General features: G+C 60.1%; 18 protein-coding genes and 1 other RNA gene. 4 read left to right on the top strand and 15 right to left on the bottom strand.

Going from position 1 to position 19,304, the window contains the following annotated elements; translation table 11 throughout:
- The first annotated feature begins 731 nt into the window (after positions 1-731).
- Positions 732-1,511, top strand: a complete 780-nt coding sequence (locus tag NSJP_RS04860) for an inositol monophosphatase family protein (RefSeq protein ID WP_231989492.1) — start codon at positions 732-734, stop codon at positions 1,509-1,511.
- A gap of 146 nt (positions 1,512-1,657) precedes the next feature.
- Positions 1,658-1,939, top strand: coding sequence for a hypothetical protein (locus NSJP_RS04855; RefSeq protein WP_080885802.1), 282 nt, complete (start codon positions 1,658-1,660; stop codon positions 1,937-1,939).
- Between the two features lie 118 nt (positions 1,940-2,057).
- Here NSJP_RS04855 and NSJP_RS04850 read toward each other — a convergent pair whose 3' ends face one another.
- From NSJP_RS04850 to NSJP_RS04840, 3 genes are all read right to left on the bottom strand, one after another.
- Entirely contained in the window at positions 2,058-3,911 is a 1,854-nt protein-coding gene (locus NSJP_RS04850; protein WP_080885801.1) for a RiPP maturation radical SAM C-methyltransferase, read from the bottom strand.
- A 39-nt stretch (positions 3,912-3,950) separates the two neighbouring features.
- Positions 3,951-4,301, bottom strand: a complete 351-nt coding sequence (locus tag NSJP_RS04845) for a 4a-hydroxytetrahydrobiopterin dehydratase (protein ID WP_080885800.1) — start codon at positions 4,299-4,301, stop codon at positions 3,951-3,953.
- A 118-nt stretch (positions 4,302-4,419) separates the two neighbouring features.
- A complete protein-coding gene (locus NSJP_RS04840; RefSeq protein WP_080885799.1) occupies positions 4,420-5,418 on the bottom strand; it encodes a ParB N-terminal domain-containing protein in 999 nt (332 codons plus the stop codon).
- Positions 5,419-5,503: 85 nt separating this feature from the next.
- On the opposite strand from NSJP_RS04840, the gene NSJP_RS04835 reads away from it, so the two are divergent.
- On the top strand, positions 5,504-6,862 hold the full coding sequence (locus NSJP_RS04835) for an APC family permease (RefSeq protein ID WP_172834166.1): 1,359 nt from the start codon (positions 5,504-5,506) through the stop codon (positions 6,860-6,862).
- Positions 6,863-7,470: 608 nt separating this feature from the next.
- Here NSJP_RS04835 and NSJP_RS04830 read toward each other — a convergent pair.
- The 4 genes from NSJP_RS04830 to NSJP_RS04815 form a co-directional block, all read right to left on the bottom strand.
- The gene (locus tag NSJP_RS04830; protein ID WP_172834165.1) at positions 7,471-8,118 is read right to left on the bottom strand and encodes a DUF4412 domain-containing protein; all 648 of its coding nucleotides are present in this window, start codon (positions 8,116-8,118) and stop codon (positions 7,471-7,473) included.
- 42 nt (positions 8,119-8,160) lie between these two features.
- Entirely contained in the window at positions 8,161-8,985 is an 825-nt protein-coding gene (locus tag NSJP_RS04825) for a DUF4412 domain-containing protein (protein WP_172834164.1), read from the bottom strand.
- An 88-nt stretch (positions 8,986-9,073) separates the two neighbouring features.
- Positions 9,074-9,892 (bottom strand): polyphosphate kinase 2 family protein, encoded by an 819-nt coding sequence (locus tag NSJP_RS04820; RefSeq protein WP_080885795.1) that lies wholly within the window; start codon positions 9,890-9,892, stop codon positions 9,074-9,076.
- Positions 9,893-10,118: 226 nt separating this feature from the next.
- Positions 10,119-11,252, bottom strand: coding sequence for a formylglycine-generating enzyme family protein (locus tag NSJP_RS04815; protein ID WP_080885794.1), 1,134 nt, complete (start codon positions 11,250-11,252; stop codon positions 10,119-10,121).
- Between the two features lie 225 nt (positions 11,253-11,477).
- Here NSJP_RS04815 and NSJP_RS04810 point away from each other — a divergent pair, with 225 nt between their 5' ends.
- Positions 11,478-11,963, top strand: a complete 486-nt coding sequence (locus NSJP_RS04810) for a hypothetical protein (protein WP_155969883.1) — start codon at positions 11,478-11,480, stop codon at positions 11,961-11,963.
- A gap of 27 nt (positions 11,964-11,990) precedes the next feature.
- On the opposite strand, the gene NSJP_RS04805 is transcribed toward NSJP_RS04810, so the two are convergent.
- The 8 genes from NSJP_RS04805 to NSJP_RS04770 all read right to left on the bottom strand — a co-directional run bounded on the left by NSJP_RS04805 (position 11,991) and on the right by NSJP_RS04770 (position 19,300).
- On the bottom strand, positions 11,991-13,022 hold the full coding sequence (locus NSJP_RS04805; protein ID WP_080885792.1) for a hypothetical protein: 1,032 nt from the start codon (positions 13,020-13,022) through the stop codon (positions 11,991-11,993).
- Between the two features lie 323 nt (positions 13,023-13,345).
- Positions 13,346-13,693: a transfer-messenger RNA gene (ssrA, locus tag NSJP_RS04800) on the bottom strand.
- A gap of 276 nt (positions 13,694-13,969) precedes the next feature.
- A complete protein-coding gene (locus NSJP_RS04795; protein ID WP_080885791.1) occupies positions 13,970-15,601 on the bottom strand; it encodes an MFS transporter in 1,632 nt (543 codons plus the stop codon).
- Between the two features lie 13 nt (positions 15,602-15,614).
- Entirely contained in the window at positions 15,615-16,001 is a 387-nt protein-coding gene (locus tag NSJP_RS04790) for a RidA family protein (protein WP_080885790.1), read from the bottom strand.
- Between the two features lie 18 nt (positions 16,002-16,019).
- Positions 16,020-16,970: an NmrA/HSCARG family protein gene (locus tag NSJP_RS04785; RefSeq protein WP_080885789.1), complete on the bottom strand. Its 951-nt coding sequence runs from the start codon at positions 16,968-16,970 to the stop codon at positions 16,020-16,022.
- Between the two features lie 10 nt (positions 16,971-16,980).
- Positions 16,981-17,712, bottom strand: a complete 732-nt coding sequence (locus NSJP_RS04780; protein ID WP_080885788.1) for a glucose 1-dehydrogenase — start codon at positions 17,710-17,712, stop codon at positions 16,981-16,983.
- Positions 17,713-17,767: 55 nt separating this feature from the next.
- A complete protein-coding gene (locus tag NSJP_RS04775; protein ID WP_080885787.1) occupies positions 17,768-18,646 on the bottom strand; it encodes an MBL fold metallo-hydrolase in 879 nt (292 codons plus the stop codon).
- Positions 18,647-18,670: 24 nt separating this feature from the next.
- Positions 18,671-19,300 carry a DNA-3-methyladenine glycosylase family protein gene (locus tag NSJP_RS04770; protein WP_080885786.1) on the bottom strand — a complete coding sequence of 210 codons (630 nt, stop codon included), beginning with the start codon at positions 19,298-19,300 and terminating at the stop codon, positions 18,671-18,673.
- Positions 19,301-19,304: the final 4 nt, after the last annotated feature.

The raw sequence follows: 19,304 nt of genomic DNA, 5'->3' as shown, positions 1-19,304 counted from the left end.
TGAAGTGATCGTCGGTCGACGTCGGGAACGAGTGGCCTCGTTCCCGACGCTGGAATCAAGGCGGGGCTTACTTCTTTTTCTTCTTTGCAGCTTTCTTCGTCGCCAAGACTCTCACCTCCCTTCGTCCTTTCGTTTCAGGCCAAGCCTGACGGGCCGTCTTCCTCGCTCCTTCACGATGATGCACTCGGTCCGGGTGCGCTCCGGTTTGTACGGATCCAAGAAGCATTCTTCACCGCGTTCGGAACCCCGCCGTCATACCGAATCGGATGATTCCGATCCGAGTCAGGCGGAGCAGCGCCAGCGGATTCAACTATCGAGTGAGTGAAAACGATCGGCGAGATCGACGGGGTCGGCACCAGCGCGGCGACGCTTCGGCCGGGTCGCAAGACTGGCCCAGTGTTGCGACGTCCTCGTTCAGGCGGCAATGCTGTCGTTGAATTCCTGATAACGGTTCCTACCGAATCATGTTTCACTGCTCAGCACGAACACGTTTTTCGGCACATGCGTTCATGGAATCTTGATCGTCGTCTCTGCTTTATAGTCTTGCTCATGAATCAAGTCAATAGAACGAATGCGAATCGCGTCCACCAGGACGACGGAACGGGGCGGATCCCGGTCCGGTCCACCTCACGCCGCGTGACCTGCGGACACCAACCATTCGAGAACTGCCGTGCTATCATGGGGCATCCATGCTCCCCACAGAGTCAGAAGACATTTCCCCGGACCAGTTGATGACGGAGGCAGTCGAAGCGGCCAAGCAGGCGGGAGCCTTGCTTTTGAGCTATGCGAAGACCGGTTTCCGCATCGAGCACAAGAATGCGATTGACCTCGTGACCGACGCCGACCGGGCGGCGGAGCGATGCATTCTCGAACACATCCGCAGCCGGTTTCCGTCCCATCGGATTCTTTCGGAAGAGCAGGGGCCGGTCGTCCAAATACCGTCCCGCTATCAATGGATCGTCGATCCGCTGGACGGGACGACCAATTTCGCCCACGGGTTTCCCTTCTACAGCGTCTCGATCGGCGTAGAGCGCGATGGAACCGGCCTCATCGGCGTCGTCTTCGATCCGACCAGAAACGAATTGTTTACGGCTCAAGCCGGCGCCGGGGCGCGTCTCAACGGAACCCCTCTTGCCGTCTCGCGCGTCGATCATCTGGATCGTGCGCTCCTGGTCACCGGATTCTCGTATGACATTCGGGAAACCGCCAATAACAATCTTGACCACTTTGCCCGCTTCGCCCTCAAGGCACAGGGGCTTCGCCGAACGGGAAGCGCAGCCCTTGACCTCTGTTACGTGGCGGCCGGACGATTCGATGGATTCTGGGAAGTGCGATTGAGCCCCTGGGACATGGCCGCGGGAATCGTCATTCTTTCCGAAGCGGGAGGCATTGTCACGAATTTCGCGGGCGGCACCCATTCGATCTACGGAAAAGAATTGGTGGCCAGCAACCGGTTGATCCACCCGGCGATGCTGGGACTGCTCCGACAAAACACCCGACCCACTTCCTGATCACGACAGGTCCGGCCGGTCACGACAGGACCTGGCGGCTCCGCGCCCGATTCTGCTCTCGTCTCTTCGGACGTTCGGGCATCATGTACAGCAGCGAGGACGATGGAGTATGATCCGGAGACATTCGTGTGAAAGGAGTGCGATGCATGGCCAGGTCAGTGCCTCCCTCAGGACAATCGAACGGTAATCCGTCCCCGCCCGCCGAAGAATCGACCGTCTCGGAGGTCGAATTGCTTCGAGTTCAGGTCAGCCGCAAGGGGTCACAGGTCGATGCCCAGTGGGCGATTCACCCGCAGCTGAAACAAGACTTGCTCCCCAATGAATGGCAGGAAGTCACTGATCTCATGGGAAAAGTAGCCGGAATCGTGGGGCACCGATTTTCTCAAATTCTCTCTCAGGCCGATTCCGATCCGCCCAGTAATGCCTAGGAACGGGATCCCCGTCGGGCATCTTCTCCTCGAAAACCGAGTCATTCCGGCTGAACCATTTGGTTGATCCGCGCACGGACGGACGCCGCTGACACGTTGCCGACGCCACAGAGGGAATCTAGAGGTATGGATGTTCGGGGATGGCCAATGTGAAGTACTTTCCACGCTCTTCGTAGAGGATGCGCCGGGCGGTCAGCTCCGCCAGCACCGGATCCAAAGGTTCATCCTCTGTGCTCCCGGGATCGCGGGCGAGAGCCGACCGAATCTGTTCGATGCTTTTGGCTGCTTCATTGCAGATTTCGATCACCTGTCCCGCCAGGCCGTCGTATCGCCGACGGACGGGGGAACCGGGAGTTCGGCCATCGTACACCGTCACGTAATTCAACGCCTTGGAATAGTACAAGAACGGCCGGTCGTTCGAAGCATGTACGCGTCGCCAGCCGTCGATCGCCGACACCAGTTCCTGATAGACGTGCGGATCGACCGTCCAGTCGTCCAATTCATATTCGAAATCGTACGCGATCTTCCTGAGGTCGACCAGACGCGCGTCGTAGACATATTCGTAGGCGGTCCCAGGCCCTGTGATCCGCACGCCATACTCCTGCGGTTTCATGAAATACGGACTGAATCGCTCCAGCCAGAGCTTTCCGGTCGATTCAGGCGGCTGGAGATGCAGGAGCGACGGAATCACCTCGAGTTGACGGCGATAGTCTTCGTTCGTCTCGCCGGGGAATCCCAGGAGAATGTTCCAAGACACGGCCACTCGATAATAAAAACTCCATTTCAGGCATACGATGTTCTGCATCGGGGTCACGCCCTTGTCCATGGCCTTCAACTGATTGAGGCTCAAGGATTCCAGTCCGGGCTGCATGCACTTGACCCCGCCTACCGCCAGCGTGCGGATTTGGCTCTTGTGAAGATTGCTCTTGGTCTCGATGAAGACATCCAGATCACAGTGGAACGCCGCGAATTTTCCGAAGAGGTTCTCGATATATTTCATGTCGATGATATTGTCGACCAGCCTGAACCTCGCGGTGTCGTAGCGATGCGACAGGTAGGCCATTTCCTGCGCCACCTGCTCCGACGACTTGGCGCGGAATTTCATGCTCTGTGCGTTCAGACCGCAGAACGTGCAGTGGTGCTTCTCACCCCACCAGCAACCCCGTGAGCCTTCGTAGAGGAGGATGCGATCCAATCCCTGTGAAGCTTCACCCAATTCGGCCAGGAGACGGTAGTAATCGTCATAATCAGGGGGGCCCGTCTTGGCGAAATCCGAAAAGAGCGACGTATTGGGGGACAGACGGATGTCGCCTCCCTCACGATACGCGATGCCATTGGGATACCCCGATGGCTGCCCGCCCAGCACCTTGCGGACCAGGCGCGGGAAACTCTCCTCTCCTTCGCCGACGACCACATGATCGATGAACGGAAATGCCCGGAAATATTCAAGGCCCATTTCACCGTCATAGTTCGCGCCGCCGAAAACGATCGTGACCGACGGGTAGAGGTCCTTGATCAGCTTTGCCATGGTCAGGCTGGCCACGTTCTGATCGAAGGTCGACGTGAAGCCGACGAGACGGTATTGCCCCCAATCGATCGCGGTGAGCGCCTGGGTCAGAAACTGCGGGGCCGTGCGGACGGCCATATCCTCGAAATACCCGCTCGCATGCCCGCTCTCCCGGGCGAGTTGCTCGAACACCGGTTTGAACACCCTCGGATATTCTGCTCGCTTGGGATTGTCGCGAAACAGGAGGTACGAAAAGATCCACTCCCCGAAGAGCGCACGCTTCTCGCAGATCAGTTCATAGAGCGCCACCCCGATCTTGTGTGCGAAGCGCACGTTGAGGTGGTGGCAATCGACGGGAATGCCCTGGGATTTCAAAAGAGCCGAGAGCGTGCCGAGCTGAATCGAGGGGTACTTCGAGTAGCTGAACGGCATGTTGACAAGGGCCACCTCCGCCTTATCGCTCATCCGCCGCCTCGCTCGCCATGAGAGCGCCTCCGATCGACGCTAATTCGCTGACGGCTTCAACAAGCCGAACTCACGGTCGGCCTTCGCCGCGAGATAAAAATCGCTCTCTGTCAGCCCATTGATCTTATGCGTCCAGACTTCTACCGTGCATTTTCCCCAGGCCAAATGGAGATCCGGATGATGGCCCTCCGCTTCCGCGACAGCCCCGACCTTGTTGACGAAGGTCAGCGCCTGAGCGAAATCCGCGAATGTGTAGAGCCGTTCGAGGTGGCCCTGCGTATTGATTCCCCAGCCTCGGCCCAGCTCCTTGAGCAGCGCTTGCGCCCGATCGTTCGGCACCGGAGGCACTCCGCCCCGGCAGGGCACGCACTTGTTGTCCGCAAGACTCATGGCATCCTCCTCGGGAAGATGGGTCAAAAGGACATTCTAAAGGGGGAATCGAGAGAGAAACAAGGAGCCTCAGGTCGGTTCGGCTGCCCTGCGACCGACCCTGAGGCCGCGGCTTCGGTCATTCGGCTTCGTCGGGCGCGCCGCCGGATCGAGCCAGATCGTTCGGCTTGACCTTGTCAGGATCGAATTTCGCCGCAGCCTTGGCCATTCGGTCGAGCGCCTCGTCGAAGGAAAGAGGCGCGGCGTCCTTGGGTCTGAACCGGACCGGATTCACGCGCGCCACCAGGAAACTTTTCAAATAGGGACTGGCTAGGCCCCTCGTCTTGAGGGCTTCGACGTGTTTGACGATTTCGTCGTCCAACGCCAGAAGCACCTTGGCCATCTCCCGCCGCCGTTCGAGCCCCCCTCGCATCGGTTGCCGCAAGAACTCTTCCACTCGTTTGAGGACGGGGTGGTAGGCGCCGCCGCTGAATCGAGGCCGGTCCTCATAACAGAGTCCCAGCGTGATCAGCGAGGGTTCCTCGAATTCCAGGGCATAGGCTTCCTCGGCGATGTCCTCCAATTGTGCGAGTTCCTTGTACATGCGGATCACTTCCAACGCTTTCTCGCGGAGGTTGTGGGCCTTTTCTGTATTCAACGCCAGGATCTGATAGGCCGCAGCCGGCTCCGGGACCACGATGGCGACGATGCTCTTGGCGCCGAGCGTCCGCATGGCGGACAGCCGGTGATTGCCGTTTGGAGTCCAGTACTTGGCGATCTGGTCCGGCTTCGTCAGGCGCACCGCGATGATCGGATCGAGAAAGCTGCCGATCTTACCGATGACGGCCTCGAGCTTTCTCACATGGGTATCGGACAGGTTGCGTTGATAGGGCGTCGGCTCGACGAGTTCGATCGGCAGCGCCGCCAGCACCAGCCAGCGCCCTCCGTATGGCTCCCGGTAGACGGCCAACACCTTCCCGCCGTCCTCTTCGATGGCCCGATGCAGCTCGGCAACCACTCCGGGAGGCGCGGCGGCCTGCAGTTCCGTCGGCTCCAAGCCGATCGACGCGCCGGCCGGCCGTTTCCGGCGCTTTACCCCGGTGGATCCCGAGCCTTTTTTCCTTTTCTCCGCCGCCATGGACTCTATGGTATGCGAGGCGAAGGAGAAAGAAAAGCGAGAACGGCTCGAAATCTCGACGCCGCCGGACTACACTGACGGGCCCATGAGTCTCTCGCCGCGCTCGAATAGTCCCTCCGATGGCCCTCATAAAACCATCGGGTGGTTCACCGCCTCCTGCGTGCTGGTCAGCAATATGATCGGCGGCGGGATCTTTACGACGACCGGCATCATGGCGCGGGACTTGGGCGATCCGCTGCTGATCCTCTCGCTGTGGCTCGTCGGGGCGTTGTTCGCGATCGGCGGCGCCATGGTATATGGGGAGCTCGGGTCCCTCCTTCCGCATGCGGGAGGCGATTACGTCTATCTGAAGCAGGCGTACGGACCCGTCGCGGCCTTTCTTAGCGGATGGGCGTCCTTCACCATTGGATTCGGCGCGGCCGTGGCCGCCTCTTCGATCAGCTTCTCGTCCTATGCATTGCAAGTCGTCCCGGTCGACGATGAAACCGGCTGGATCGCCCGTGGGCTCTCGCTTTCACTGTTATGGCTCGTCACCTTCATGCATTGCCGGGGCGTGGGCACGGGCGGACGGCTGCAATTACTGCTCACGACGACCAAGGTCGCGGCCATCGGCGGGCTGATTCTCGGCGGCCTGTGGACGATAGGGGAATGGGGTCACCTGACCGAGCGACCGGCACGCGCCGAGCCTTCCCTCGGCGCTTCGGCCGTTGCACTCGTGATCATCACGTACTGTTACATGGGATGGAACGTCGCGGGCTATATCGCGAGCGATATCGCCGATCCCCGGCGCGCCCTTCCGCGCATCATGATCGGAGGCACGGCGTTCGTCGCCGCTGTATATCTGCTCCTGAACATGGTCTATCTGTCGGCCTTATCGATGGCCGAGCTCGCCCGGGAACCCATCGTGCCCGTGGCGGAAAAAACCGCGGCCGCCTTGTGGGGAACCGGGGGCGGGCGGTTCGTTTCCGGTATCCTCTGCCTGTCCATTGCCGGAGCGGTCAGCGCGATGACCTGGGCCGGTCCGCGCGTGTATTGGGCCATGGCGCGCGACGGTATCGTGAGTCCATGGCTTGCCGCGTTGCGGCCGGCAACCGGCGCGCCGGCCCGCGCCATTGTCACCCAGAGTCTTTGGGCGTCGTTGTTGATCATGAGCGGAACCTTCGAGCAACTGCTCGTTTACAGCGGGCTTGTTCTGTCTCTATTCCTCGCTCTGACGCTGTCGTCCGTCTTTCGCCTGCGGTCACGCATCCCCGCCGGTCCGGACACGTACCGAGTTCCATGGTATCCCCTGTTGCCGGCCGTCCTCGTGAGCGGAGCCTCGTTCCTCGTGTTCTACAGCCTACTCCAGCGTCCATCCGAATCGCTCTTCGGCGCAGCGACGATTGCGGCGGGAATTCCCTTCTACTGGTGGTGGAATACGACCCGCTCCCGGCCCAAACCGTGATCCTTGCGGCTAGGTCGAAGAAGGATGGACGATTGAAGATGGAACAGGCTCGAGCACAGCGGAGAACCTGCACTTCAAACAGCACGGGCGACCTCATCCGTTGATGGGAGGCCGCCCGTGGTCGGCGCTCAGGGCGCCGGGTATGCTCAACTATTGGTCTTGTGCAGATCGTGCGGCCCGCATGACCCGCTCGATGTCAGGTGATGCAAACCTCCAGTCGGGGGAGACCGCGTCAATCCCGGAACGCCTGAGTTCCTCGCGTTTCGATCGGCTCTCCGGAATGAGTCAGGCTCACATCCGGTTGGTCTTTGGTGCCATACGGCACAGCCCGTGGAGAGCCGGCTAACACGACCGACGAGAAGCCCGCCCTTGCATCGGCGGGCCCGACGGGCCAGGTGGAGTCGCGTCGTCCATATCCACCCTCCTCTCTTGTGAAGTCACCGGGAGACCTGGGTAACAGCCGCGCGGTCTGTTCGATCTCCCGACCTTCGTAGTGTTCGGGCCGCAATTTTTTTCCTACGCCTATTAGAAAACGATGTCAATGGCGCACGCGACTTTTCGATTCTGTGGTTTGACGCATAAGGCATGCCACCGTGTCTTGAGTCGCTTCACTTGCGAAGCTCCAATTTCTTGAAGCCGGCCGGAGGGTGAAAGAGTCTGTCGTCCAACCGCTTGGCATCGATTTTCGTGACCTCTGATCGAGACTCCTCTTTTCCGGCTTCGTCATAGTCGATTTGCCGAAGCGGAAACCCTCCTTCCTTCAGAAAATCGCGAAACCAGGCCGGATATCCGCCGCCGGCAGAGGCATCGGCGGCAAGGATCCCGAACAACGCCGCATTGCTGAGCCCCTTGGCAATGCAGAGTTCGCTCGTGCTTCCGTCGGATTTGTCCTTCGCCAGATAGCCCTCGCAGGAATAGCCCGCGATCTTTGCATTCTTTCCTGTCTTGGTCACGGTAATGTCGTCAAGGATCGACTTGGGATCCATCACGCCCATCTCGGCCCAACTCATGGTCGTGTACGTCTGGTCGTCGCGATCGACGAAGAATCCGTCCTTCTTCTTGGCGTCCCACACGCTGAACCCCGTGTCACCGTCGTCGATCCTCATTTTTTCTCCCTTGAAGTAAAAGACACGGGTTTCCGTTTCTTCCCCGGCGATTTCCTTCAGGGTAATGACGCCTTCAAAGGCTGCGGCCAATGACGGAGTCGTCTGCCCGCACCAGAGCATGAGCAGCATTGCGATCGTGGCGCCTTTCATGATGGAATCCTTTCTCATCCAACGCACATCCCCTTCGATCTTCTATTGACCGGCCTCCTGCTGCTGCTTCTTCATTCGCTCGCCGAATTGCTTTATGATCTCGGACATGTCGGGCTTGGCTCCGGTCGAAGATCCGTCCCTTCCGGCTCGACGCTTTTTCATCTCCTCTATTCGCTTCTGAACGTCCTCGCCGCCCATGGCCCCCGCCATGGCCATGGCGCCGCGATCCATCTTCTGATAGCCGGCGGGCGGAGCAAACAGTGCCGCGTCCAACGACTTTGCTTCGATGTTGGTCACCTCCGTCGTGGTGGACGCTTGTCCGGTACTGTCGTACCGTATCGAGCGAAGCCCGAACCCTCCCTCGTTGATGAGCTGCGTCACCCATGGCGGTTGCGTCTTCATCGGTTCCATCCAGAAGCTCGCCGTTCGTCCGAACCCCTTCGCCACGCAGATCTCGTGCTTCTCCGCATCCGCCTCCTTCTCTTTCACGCGCCAGACTTCGCAGGAGCGACCGGCGACCTTGTCGGTTTTTCCCGTACGCTCCACCTCATAGTCTTCCACGGCCTTGCTGATGCGCTCGCCATGTTCACCGCCGAGACCGATTTCCGCATAGGCTTTTCGTTCCGGAAACAGGATGAGCATCGTCTTGGTCTTCGAGTCGAGAATCATGACCTGCGTTCTGCCGTCCATTCGGGGCCGCTCGATCCTGGCCTTGTCCCCTTTGATCATCCAGTCCATCTTCGTCGGCGTTTCATCGACGTGTGTCGTGGTCATGTGAAGAATGCCCTCGAACTCCCCGGCTGACGCCGGTTCCGTCGACGGCCAGACCGCGACCGTTGCAACGAGCAAGGCGACGATGGCACGCATGTAACCTCCTTGTGAGTCGAACAAGTGAGACAACCGGAGTCTACGCTCGTGATGAAGGAAAAGCATCTCCCGTGCCGCCTGGAGCGTGCTAACTGATCTTCAGCCGGTCCCAGTCGACGTCGCTCGCCGACGGGGGGGTCCCGATCTTCAGGTCTTCCATCGCCCGGACGACGCGATCGGCGACCGCCAGGTTTCTGTACCACTTTCGATTTGCCGGCACGATATACCAGGGCGCGTGGTCTGTGCTGGTGGCGGACATCACGTCTTCGAATGCTTTCATGTAGTCGTTCCAGAACTTGCGTTCTTCGATATCACCGGATTCCCACTTCCACCGCTTCTCCGGATTTCGAATCCTCGCCTCCAGCCGTTCCTTTTGTTCATCCTTCGAAATGTGCAGGAAGAATTTCAGAATGGTCGTGCCATTGTCGATCAGGAGATTTTCGAACTCCTGAATCTGCGTGAACCGACGCTTGACCTCCCGTTCGGACACCTCACCATGCACGCGCGTGATCAGGACGTCCTCATAGTGCGACCGGTTGAAGATCCCGATATAACCCTTCGCCGGCACTTCCTGGTGCACGCGCCACAGGAAATCATGGGCGAGTTCCTTCGACGAGGGAGTCTTGAAGGACACGACCTTGCAGCCCTGCGGGTTCACGCCAGACATCACGCTCCGGATCGTGCCGTCCTTTCCACTGGTGTCCATGCCCTGGAGGACGATCAAGAGTGAACATTTCTTATTGGCATAGAGCCGCTCTTGCAATCGACTGAGCTTTCGGATGAGTTGCCGCGTCTCGGCTTTGGCAGCGGCTTTGTCCTCGTCATTCTTCTTGTAGGGCCCCGTGTCGTCGGGGTCGCAGGCACCTAGGTCCAAGCGGGAACCGGACTTGACGCGATGGAGTTTCATGGTGTCTCCCGGCTGTGAGGATGATGTGAGCGGACTGCCCGTGCGTCGCGCGCTCGTGAGAACCCTATTGTACTTGAGCCGTCGCCGCTGTGGAGGCAGAACCTGGCGGCACAAGGTCGCGGCCAAGGAAGGATTTACCCATTTCGATGGGCGACGCGGCCGCCCTTTAGTTTGGTGCTGGAGGTGAGACCCTACGACTCGGCTGGAACGGCGGCCCCGGGTGGCACTAGGGCTGGGCCGGAACGTCTTGCGCGCAGCGGAAGCCGACGTTGGGATCATGTTCCGTCGGGTCGCCCTTCGTGCGGAACGTCGAGCGGAGACGATAGGGAGCATTGGTATACGACCCGCCACGCTGCACTTTGGCCGCGCCTTCCGCCGGGCCGCGCGGATTGATGGCGGGATTTTTGGAATAAAACTGCTCGTCATACCAATCGATCGTCCACTCGTAGAGATTCCCCGCCATGTCGTGGACGCCGTAAGGACTCTTTCCTTTGTCCCTGTTGCCGATCGCCGAAACCGTGTCGGCTCCTTCCTTCAATCCGAAGACGGCATGCGCCGGCGTCGGCGCATCGTTGCCCCAGGGATACAGTCGACCGTCGGTGCCGCGTGCGGCCTTCTCCCATTCGGCTTCGGTCGGCAACCGTTTGCCGGCCCAGAGGCAGTACCCCATCGCATCCATCCAGTTGACCCACCGGACCGGCCGATCGATGTGCACGACCGGCGTTTCCTTGTCCTTGAATCCCCAGGGCGGCTCGATCTGAATGGCCTCGACGAACTTGGCGAAGCGCCCATTCGTGACCTCGAACTTGTCGATGTAGAAACTGTCGATGAAGACCCGGTGGATCGGCTGTTCGTCGTCATCTCCCTTGTCGGTCCCCATCGCGAACTCTCCGGCAGGGATCAAGACCATCGGCGCGCCGTCCTTCCCCGTGATTTCAGCCGGAAGCGGCGGCGTAGGAGACGGTTTGGATGCGGACGGGGTCGATCCGTTCGCGGCAGGTGCGGATTTGGCCGGCGGTTTGGACTCGCCTTCCGATGCCTTCGGTTTCACGGGAGGCGGAGAAGTTGGGGCAGGCGACGGCGCGGGAGCCGGTGAAGCCTCCGGTTTCGCAGGGGCCGCTTCCGGTTTTGCAGGAGCCGCGTCTTTCCCGTTTCCGTTCGTTTCCGCGGGAGCGGCCGGCTTCACGGCAGGCGGCTTGGCATCTCCCTCGGGCGGTTTGGGTTTTGGAGGCGTCGGGGCGGGAGCAGGGGTCTGAGCTCCTTCCGATTTGGGAGCTGCGGCCTCGTCGGCTTGCGCCGGCGTGGCCACTAAGGCGATTGAGAGCACCGCCGTCAGCATGACGGCCGCCGTCATTCTCATCGTGTGGTCCGAGTCGTTCTTCTCTCCGGCCGACCGGCCGGAACAAGTCTGACGCCTTCAGCGTACCGAAAGCAGCTATAATAAATCTAGGGTCGCTGGCGAATCACGCGGAAAATAAAAGACTTTTAACACACATTGTAGGGGAGCGCCTACAGCAAGAGTACCAAGAGGGACGGTCCGAGCCGTGCGTATACCGTTGCTCAGTTTCGTGACCGGTGGTCGGACATGAACAGTCGACGCCGTCTTGTCCTCTGCGGAGTGATCTCCTTGCTTCTCTCCTTCTTGACTGCCTGCGTGTCGGTGCGCGTCGAACCATTGACCCACGAAGTGTATCCTCCGAAGAAGAATTCGGAATCACTCCAGTGGCTGGAATCCGAGCCCGACGCTCCCCACGTGAAGTTGGCCAGGATCATCGCGACGAGCCAGAGTGCCGATGAAGACGAACTGCGCGAGAAGATTCTGGCCTGCGCGGCGACGCTGGGAGCGGATGCGGTGATCATGGGAAAGTCCGATGTATTAGAAACTGTCGGCGCAGGATCGGCTCCCGAATCCACGATGGGACCGGCGGGAGGGAGCTTCGGCGGATGGTGGCCTTTTTATTACGACCGTTGGAGCTTCGCCCAAAGCCCGACCGATGAGACGGGGTTCACAGAATATTTGTCAGGAACCGCCATTCGATACGTGAACGAGCGGTCATTGGAGAGTTCTTGAGTCCCGATTGCGATGCCGTGAACGGGCTCAAAATCCTGCAAACATGCGCCGGATTCCGACCTCGAAATTCCAATCATAGGCGCCTGGAAGACTCCGTCCCCAGAGCCCGACCCCCGGCCTGAGCCAGACTGCCCAATCCTTCGTGAACCGATAGCCTCCTTCAAATTCCAACGTCATGCTGGTTTTCTCTTTCTGCTCCCAATTCATTTGCGCGACGGCTTCAATCTGAGTCCACCAATGGTCCGTCCAAATGGTGTTGAACCAGCACTGGAGACGGGACGCAGAAACATCATTTCGGGAAGGGTCACCTCCGACCGAGAATTGGTGTTGAAGCAGCGCGAAGACGATGGATCCCCAGGTAGGAAATACATGAGCCGTTGCCACACCGGGGCCCACCGTGTACTTCCCGCTTCCCAATTTGTCAGCAGCCGTCGGGAATGTGAAATCCACACCGGCAAAAATTGTATCCGCCGGGTCGGAATACACGCGTCCGCCGGCTCGCACCAACAGATCGCTCACGCCATTTTGACTACTGGCTCCGGGCTGGTTTGGATCCGACCAGACATACGGCAGATCCGCCCGCAGGAGAAAATTCTTGTGATAGGGCACGTCGATGCGACCGACCAAATTGCTGGCGCGGCTGCCTCCTTCCAAGGCATCGTACCGAAAGAGGGTTTGAACCCGCCCGATGATGGCCGTCGGATCCGTCCCCATTCTCGCCGCGATGGCGGACAAGCGTTTCGCTTCCTCCTGCTCCTCGAGAGTGAGTGGCCGAGCCCCTAATCGCCCGACCACCCGGCGAGATCGAACCGATCTCTCGTCTTCCGGCCCTTGCTCTCCACTGTCCGCATCAATTTCGTGGTCGGTTTCAGTCGAAGCAGGCCCTCTGCTCTGCTCTTGAGAGGGAGTCCGCACGCCTTCAAGCGAGGGCGATGCCGGCTCCTGGGCGAATGAGAGGTGGAGCGATCCAAAGAGGAAGAACCAGATAAGCCAACCGACTTTTTCTGTCAGATTGGAATACGCGCACATTCCCGCATGACCCGGCCAATACCGTTTCACGCGGTTCCACGAATACGTCAGGCGATCACTATTGTTGCAGGGCCACCGCGAGGATACCGTGTCGGGAATGTTTGACCTCAGTCTTGGACCGGCTAAGAATAAGCCTTATCGACGGATAAATCGACAGGTCTGACAGGAAAGAAAGAGGAAGGGGTCTGGATAATCAGAAAGGGTGCATCCGGCGGCGTCAATGGGAAAGGGCTTCACCTGATGAGCCGCCGGAACGCACGAAGACAGCAACAAAACCCTTACTTGATGGGTTTATCCGCCCGCCTCAATCGCGATAAAACGATACCAAGCGGGTAGCACGCGCAAGCGAGGTTTGGTGGAGGCGAGGGGAGTTGAACCCCTGTCCGAAGATCGTCGGCACACCGGATCTACATGTGTAGCCGATAGTTTAAATTTCGCGGCCACCCACGCCCATCGGCAGGCTTAGAACGGCCGCTAGCCCAGAATGTTCTCGTCCTTCGCCGCTGAGCACCGGCGTTGGACCAGCCCGCTGCATCGCGCCATTCCACCCCCGCGGGCCTCAGATGGAACGACGTCACAGCTGATTAAGCTGCGAGTGCCAGTTCTTGATTGGCAGTTGCATTTTCCCGGAGTTTTACGAGTCCCCGAGAGCTCGACATGCACCGATGGCGTCAGTATCCCCGTCGAAACCGGTCGCCCCCTTTTTTTCCGGATGATGGAACTGACCACCAGCTGCGTTCTCGCTTCGCTCAATGCCTCAACGGACTGGGACGTACGCCTCGACATCTCGCTCGCTGTGGCCTTCATGGACGGCCATTCTGAATAACCTGTCATCATGAGACAGATTCTTCAGGCCGATCCAGCTTCTGTTACGCCCTCATGATACCGCACGGGGCAACCTGATGCCAGGGCATCCTGCTAAATGTTCCTCTCTCATCAGGCTCACCGTTGAGGAACAACCCATGACTGAATCCCGGCTATGCGCTTTTGAAGCGAGTGATTTTCGCGAATGCGATCGCGGCGAATGGCAGCGCGAGTCCCAGCGCCAGTTGCACGATCAGCAGGGAGCCCAACTGGCTGTAGTCGGCCGGGGTCTGAAGGGCGCCGGACGCCTGATCCCGCACTTCCCTCGTCACGACGAAAATATCGTTCAGGTATTGCGTGCCGAGCTGGCTCAGGGACAGCGCAAGGTTGGTGAACGACGCCATGACGGCAAAAAACGTGGCTTTCAAATTAGCCGGGGCCGAGTTGGCGATCCAGGCCAGCATGGGAATCATGGAAATCTGGCCGAGCGGAGATTCCAGCGCAGTATCGATCAAGGCAATGAAGCGCGCATCGACGATTCCTCCCGTCATCCTGGCGGTCCATTCGTGAAGTCCATAGTACATGCTGACCACCGGTAACGAGAGCAGGGTCCCGACCGCCGTGAGAAAGCCGACCACATAGGCGATCGACCGTTCGGCCATGAACCGGCGGAAGATGAACAAGCCGGCCAGCGTCAGGGTGCTCCCGATCAGGGACAATACCGAGAGAAACTGCTGGTCGAACTTCAACTCGTCGATCATCCACCACGTCGTTCCGGCGCCGGTGCCGGGAATCGCGCGAAAGATGAAGACCACGACCGCCGTGCCCACCAATGTGGCGCGCTTATCCGCATCCAGTTCACGCACGAGTTTGATCATGAGAAAAAGCACGATCCCCATCGAGCCAAGGAAGACGATTTCCTCACTGTAGTCGAGACGGCTGAATCCGGCCGCCAGCGTAAAGACCACGAAGACCAGGCTTCCGCCCAGGATCCACCAGTTCGGCTCAGCCGCCTCGCTGCTTTCGCGCGCGTCCGTCATGCTCCGCGCCTCATCACGACTGAAACCTTGCCCCATCAACTGATGCAATTGCCTGCGACGGAGATGCCAGGCCACCCATACGCCCAGCACCGACACGACGGGAATAACCATTGCCATCAGGTAGACCCGGTAGTACAGCCTCGCGATGTCCGCCTGCGGCAGTCCTTCGACCCCTGTGAACACATACACATTGATGAGGGCCACGAGGATGCCGCCCCCGATGATGGCGACGCGCCCCAGCGTCTGCATCGTGGTATGCATCAGCTTCCGGGTCTGCTCAGCGAACGGCCGGCCCTGCTCGTCCACCGTCGGAACCGCCTCGACGGTCATGGCGTCGGCGACCGCGTCCTGGATGACGTAGCCGATCGGCGCGAGCAAGACGCTCAGGACGTACCACGTTTCCGCCGGCAGGACCGCCGTCATGGCCTCCCGGTTGCCGATCAGCGCGGCCATGATGCCGAGGCTGAGCGCCAGAAGCGCGGCGCCCAGGCCGACCAGCCAACTTTTCCACCGCCACAGCAGATCGACGGCGTGCCCGATGGGCATTTTCAACGCCCAGGGAATGCCGGCCCAAAATCCAAGCGCCGCAAGAAACGACGCGGAAAGCCCCAGATAATCCTTGACGAAAAAGGTGCCGACGATTCCGGTGAGCCCGGAAATGCCGTACGCGAGATAGACCATGAGGGGCGGCAGGTAGGACAGCCGCATCTCACGTCCGAGAGACAGGATGTTCCGATCGACCCAACGGGTGAGATGATTCAGCATGCGGTGCGTCGCATCAAGCGGAGACGATCGCGTCCGCTTCGATCTCCACGAGCATGTCGGGGTCGATCAGCCGTTTCACTTCGACCATCGTCGTGGCCGGCCTGATGGCGCCGAAGATTTCGCCATGCGCCCGGCCGACCTCCTGCCATTGATCGATGTCCACCATGTAGATACGGGTCCGAACCACGTCGCTCAGCGAGGCCCCGGCCTGCTTCAGCGCCGCTTCAATGGTCTTGAACGTTTGGATCGTCTGCGCATAGGGATCGCCTTTGCCGACGAGACCCGACGGCGTCATGGCCGTCGAACCCGACACGGATATCGATGGACCGACCCGCACCGCCCGTGAATAGCCGATTTTGCTTTCCCAGGGACCTCCGGTCGAAACATTCTGTCGTGCCATGCCAGCTCCTTGTACGCGTTACTGTAACGGAATACGGCTCTTATTGCGGCTCAGCCACGTCGCAAACGACTGCAGGGCCGGATTCAGCGCGCGGGCGACGGACGGATTGCGGGGTCCGCAGAAGGCCTCGTTGAAGTCGCGCTTGAATTGAAACATGTTGCCGAGATCGTCGGCGCCGGGGAAACCGAGGGCGCGATAGGCTTCCGGTGTCATGTCCTGATAGCGTACCGGTTGCTTGAAGGTTTCGGTCATGGCCCGGGCCATCTCGGGGCCGCTCAACAGCTCTCCCGCGACCGCGACGGTCTTGCCGATGTATTCCTCGCCCTTTTTGAAGATGCCAAGCGCGCATTTGCCGATGTCTTCGGCCGCGATACCGGGCAACTTCGCATTTCCCATGGGCAGTGAGAACTGCAGCACGCCGTCCGGACCCTTCTTGGGACCCATCCCCAAAAAGATCAGATTGTCCCAGTAAAACGAGGTGAGAAGAAACGTCGTGGGCACGCCCCGGCTGCTGAATTCCCGATCGGCCTCTCCCTTCGCGTCGAAATGAGGGACCTTATACTTTCCCATCAAGGTCGGCATGCGAGAGTCGGAAAGCGGCACCCACCGGCGGGTGTCTTCGAGCGTCGACCAGATGACGTGCCGCACGCCGGCGACCTTGGCCGCTTCCGCCTGGGACGCGGCCTGCTTCAACTCCCTTTCCGGCGAAAGATGCTCCCAGAAATTCGTCACGCCGAACACGCCATAGGCTCCGGCAAAGGCGCGCTTGAGACTTTCGAGATCATCGAGATCGGCCTGGACGACGTCCACGCCCATCTCAGCCAGCGCCTTGGCCTTGTCCCCCTGCGTGCTTCTCGTCAAGGCGCGGACCTTCAGATCGCTCGCGGGATCGTTCGCGATCGCATGGACCAATCCGCCGCCTTGCGCGCCGGTTGCCCCGACGACTGCGATGATTTTCTTCTCCGCCATGATACCCTCCTTAATGGACCAATCCGCCGTCGGCATGAATATTCTGCCCGGTCAACCATCCGGCTTCTTCACTGACGAGAAATGCCACGACATCGGCGACGTCCTTGGGCGTCCCCAGCCGCTTGAACGGCGACAACTCCGTCCCCATGCGCTTGTAGTGGTCCGTCAGCACGCCGGTGTCCGTGATGCCGGGAGACACCACGTTGACGGTGATACCTCGCGGAGCCAGCTCCAGCGCCAGCCCCTTCGAAAACTGCTCCAGTGCGGCTTTACTCCCCAGGTGCGCCGTCGCGCCGTAAAAGTTCATGTGCGTCCCCGCGGTCGAGATGCTCACGATACGGCCTCCCTCCTTGAGCACATGGGCCGCCTCCTGCATGAGAAAGTAGGGACCCTTGGCGTGCAGCGCCATGATCCGGTCGAACTCCGCTTCCGTCGTCTGCGCGAGCGTCTTGGGAAGAAAGTGTCCGGCATTGTTGACAAGAATATCCAACCGGCCGAACTGTGTGAGCGTGTCCGAGACGAGACGCCGTCCCTCGGCGACCGTGCCCACGTCGGCCTGAACCGCCATGGCTTTTCCACCCTTGGCCTGAATGCCTGCAACAACCTCCTTCGCCCTGTCTCCGTTCTCACGGTAGTTCACGACGACGATGGCGCCGTCGTGAGCAAACCGTTCCGCAATCGCCCGGCCGATGCCGCTGGATGAGCCGGTGACGATCGCGACTTTCCCGTGGAGTACACTCATGACGCGCTCTTGTCTCTCGCGGTGGATGCCGATGTCATACGGTCAACCCGATCTCTCAAGACGCAGCGACTCCCTGCCTGCGCCGCAGGAGCCGGCGCAATTGACGATGCAGCTCGTCGACGGACAAGCGGACACGGTCGCCATGCCCCGCGAGCACCCATTCGAACCGATGGTCGAGCAGAATCCCGATGGACCGATCCAACTGTTCACGGTTCCAGACCAGTGTCTCCGGTGAATTCAGCCGGCCGGGATGCGGCTCCCACCAGAGATGATCGCCGGTGAAGAGAAATCGTTCCTTGTACAGCAACGCCTGAGAACCGGGCGTGTGGCCCGGCACCGGAACGACCTGGAAATCCGGTGCAAGACGCTGTGCTGCGGTTCCATCGATGATCCGCCGGGCAAAGGGAACCGCACCCGCGTCCGCACGGTGAATGAAGCACTCGGCGCCGAACCGCCCGGCATAGCGGTCCGCGTCCGCCACATCGTCCTCGTGTGTGAGAAACATGAATCGGATCCCGCCCTTTTGCTCGAAGGCCTCGACCAGATGCTTGATGTATCGCGGCGAATCGATCAGCCAGTTCCCTTCCGGATGGTGGACGAAGAAACTGTTGGCACCGAACGATTTCTCCGAATTGAACCCGCAGTAGTAGACCCCTCCCTCCAGATGCAGCGGAAAGCTGGCCTTCGCGTGATCCATGTGCGTGCTGTCCGGGCGCTCGGCCCCGATCGAACCGACCGGACACGCCAGTAAGGCTTGATAGGCCCGGCGCGTCTGTGTCTCGCCGACCGGCTGTCGCATCACGGCGGAGTAGTCTCCTATCTCCTGGAAGGTCTCGGGCGCCAGTTGACGGCACGCATCGCAATTGATGCAGGTCGCGTCGACGAAAAACTGCCCGTCTACGTTGGACTCAAGTCGTTTCTTTCGGTCAGCCATGATGGATGAGGGTAAGGCGGACGGTCACACCTTCGTGAAATTCGCGCGCTCGGCTGCTCGCCACAGATACCATGACGCGGCGGTGCGATACGGTTTCCATCGTTCGCCGAACCGCAGGACTTCGGCCGGCGTCGGCAAGGATCCGAGGTCATACAGGATCTTGAAGCCGCTCCGCACGCCGAAATCGTCGACCGGCAGCACGTCCTGCCGCCCCAACTGAAAAATCAGGAGCATCTGTGCCGTCCATCGTCCGATACCTCGGATCTCTATCAGCCGTTCGACGATCACCTCGTCCTCGAGCCGAGTGATGAGACGGCCGGAAGGCACGGTGCCGTCCAGCACCTTGTCGGCCAGATCGCGCAACGCCGCAACCTTGGCGCGAGAAAAACCGGCCGCGGTCAAGTGCTCGGCGTCGATCGCCAGCACTTGGTCGGGGCGCGGAAATCGGCGGCCCGGAAACAAGGCCCTGAAACGGCGGAGGATGCTTTCGGCCGCCCGTGCATGAAGCTGCTGATAGGCGATGGCCCTGGTCAGCGATTCGAACGGCGACCGTCGCTGTCGTATGATCAGCTTGCAAGGCCCGACGTCGCGGATCAATCTACCTAGGACCGGATCGGCCAGCGAGAGATGCCGGATTGCCGGGGAGAGGCGCATACCG

Origin of the sequence: Nitrospira japonica, assembly GCF_900169565.1 — a bacterium.
GTDB classification, from domain to species: Bacteria; Nitrospirota; Nitrospiria; order Nitrospirales; family Nitrospiraceae; genus Nitrospira_C; species Nitrospira_C japonica_A.
Note: the sequence above shows the minus strand (reverse complement) of the source record. Positions and strands in the feature narration are given on the sequence as shown.

What these genes read in the sequence shown, in the direction of transcription:
- NSJP_RS04860 (WP_231989492.1), top strand. Translation starts at nt 732, where the DNA reads ATGACGGAGGCAGTCGAAGCGGCCAAGCAGGCGGGAGCCTTGCTTTTG.
- NSJP_RS04855 (WP_080885802.1), top strand. Translation starts at nt 1,658, where the DNA reads ATGGCCAGGTCAGTGCCTCCCTCAGGACAATCGAACGGTAATCCGTCC.
- NSJP_RS04850 (WP_080885801.1), bottom strand. Translation starts at nt 3,911, where the DNA reads ATGAGCGATAAGGCGGAGGTGGCCCTTGTCAACATGCCGTTCAGCTAC.
- NSJP_RS04845 (WP_080885800.1), bottom strand. Translation starts at nt 4,301, where the DNA reads ATGAGTCTTGCGGACAACAAGTGCGTGCCCTGCCGGGGCGGAGTGCCT.
- NSJP_RS04840 (WP_080885799.1), bottom strand. Translation starts at nt 5,418, where the DNA reads ATGGCGGCGGAGAAAAGGAAAAAAGGCTCGGGATCCACCGGGGTAAAG.
- NSJP_RS04835 (WP_172834166.1), top strand. Translation starts at nt 5,504, where the DNA reads ATGAGTCTCTCGCCGCGCTCGAATAGTCCCTCCGATGGCCCTCATAAA.
- NSJP_RS04830 (WP_172834165.1), bottom strand. Translation starts at nt 8,118, where the DNA reads ATGAAAGGCGCCACGATCGCAATGCTGCTCATGCTCTGGTGCGGGCAG.
- NSJP_RS04825 (WP_172834164.1), bottom strand. Translation starts at nt 8,985, where the DNA reads ATGCGTGCCATCGTCGCCTTGCTCGTTGCAACGGTCGCGGTCTGGCCG.
- NSJP_RS04820 (WP_080885795.1), bottom strand. Translation starts at nt 9,892, where the DNA reads ATGAAACTCCATCGCGTCAAGTCCGGTTCCCGCTTGGACCTAGGTGCC.
- NSJP_RS04815 (WP_080885794.1), bottom strand. Translation starts at nt 11,252, where the DNA reads ATGAGAATGACGGCGGCCGTCATGCTGACGGCGGTGCTCTCAATCGCC.
- NSJP_RS04810 (WP_155969883.1), top strand. Translation starts at nt 11,478, where the DNA reads ATGAACAGTCGACGCCGTCTTGTCCTCTGCGGAGTGATCTCCTTGCTT.
- NSJP_RS04795 (WP_080885791.1), bottom strand. Translation starts at nt 15,601, where the DNA reads ATGCTGAATCATCTCACCCGTTGGGTCGATCGGAACATCCTGTCTCTC.
- NSJP_RS04790 (WP_080885790.1), bottom strand. Translation starts at nt 16,001, where the DNA reads ATGGCACGACAGAATGTTTCGACCGGAGGTCCCTGGGAAAGCAAAATC.
- NSJP_RS04785 (WP_080885789.1), bottom strand. Translation starts at nt 16,970, where the DNA reads ATGGCGGAGAAGAAAATCATCGCAGTCGTCGGGGCAACCGGCGCGCAA.
- NSJP_RS04780 (WP_080885788.1), bottom strand. Translation starts at nt 17,712, where the DNA reads ATGAGTGTACTCCACGGGAAAGTCGCGATCGTCACCGGCTCATCCAGC.
- NSJP_RS04775 (WP_080885787.1), bottom strand. Translation starts at nt 18,646, where the DNA reads ATGGCTGACCGAAAGAAACGACTTGAGTCCAACGTAGACGGGCAGTTT.
- NSJP_RS04770 (WP_080885786.1), bottom strand. Translation starts at nt 19,300, where the DNA reads ATGCGCCTCTCCCCGGCAATCCGGCATCTCTCGCTGGCCGATCCGGTC.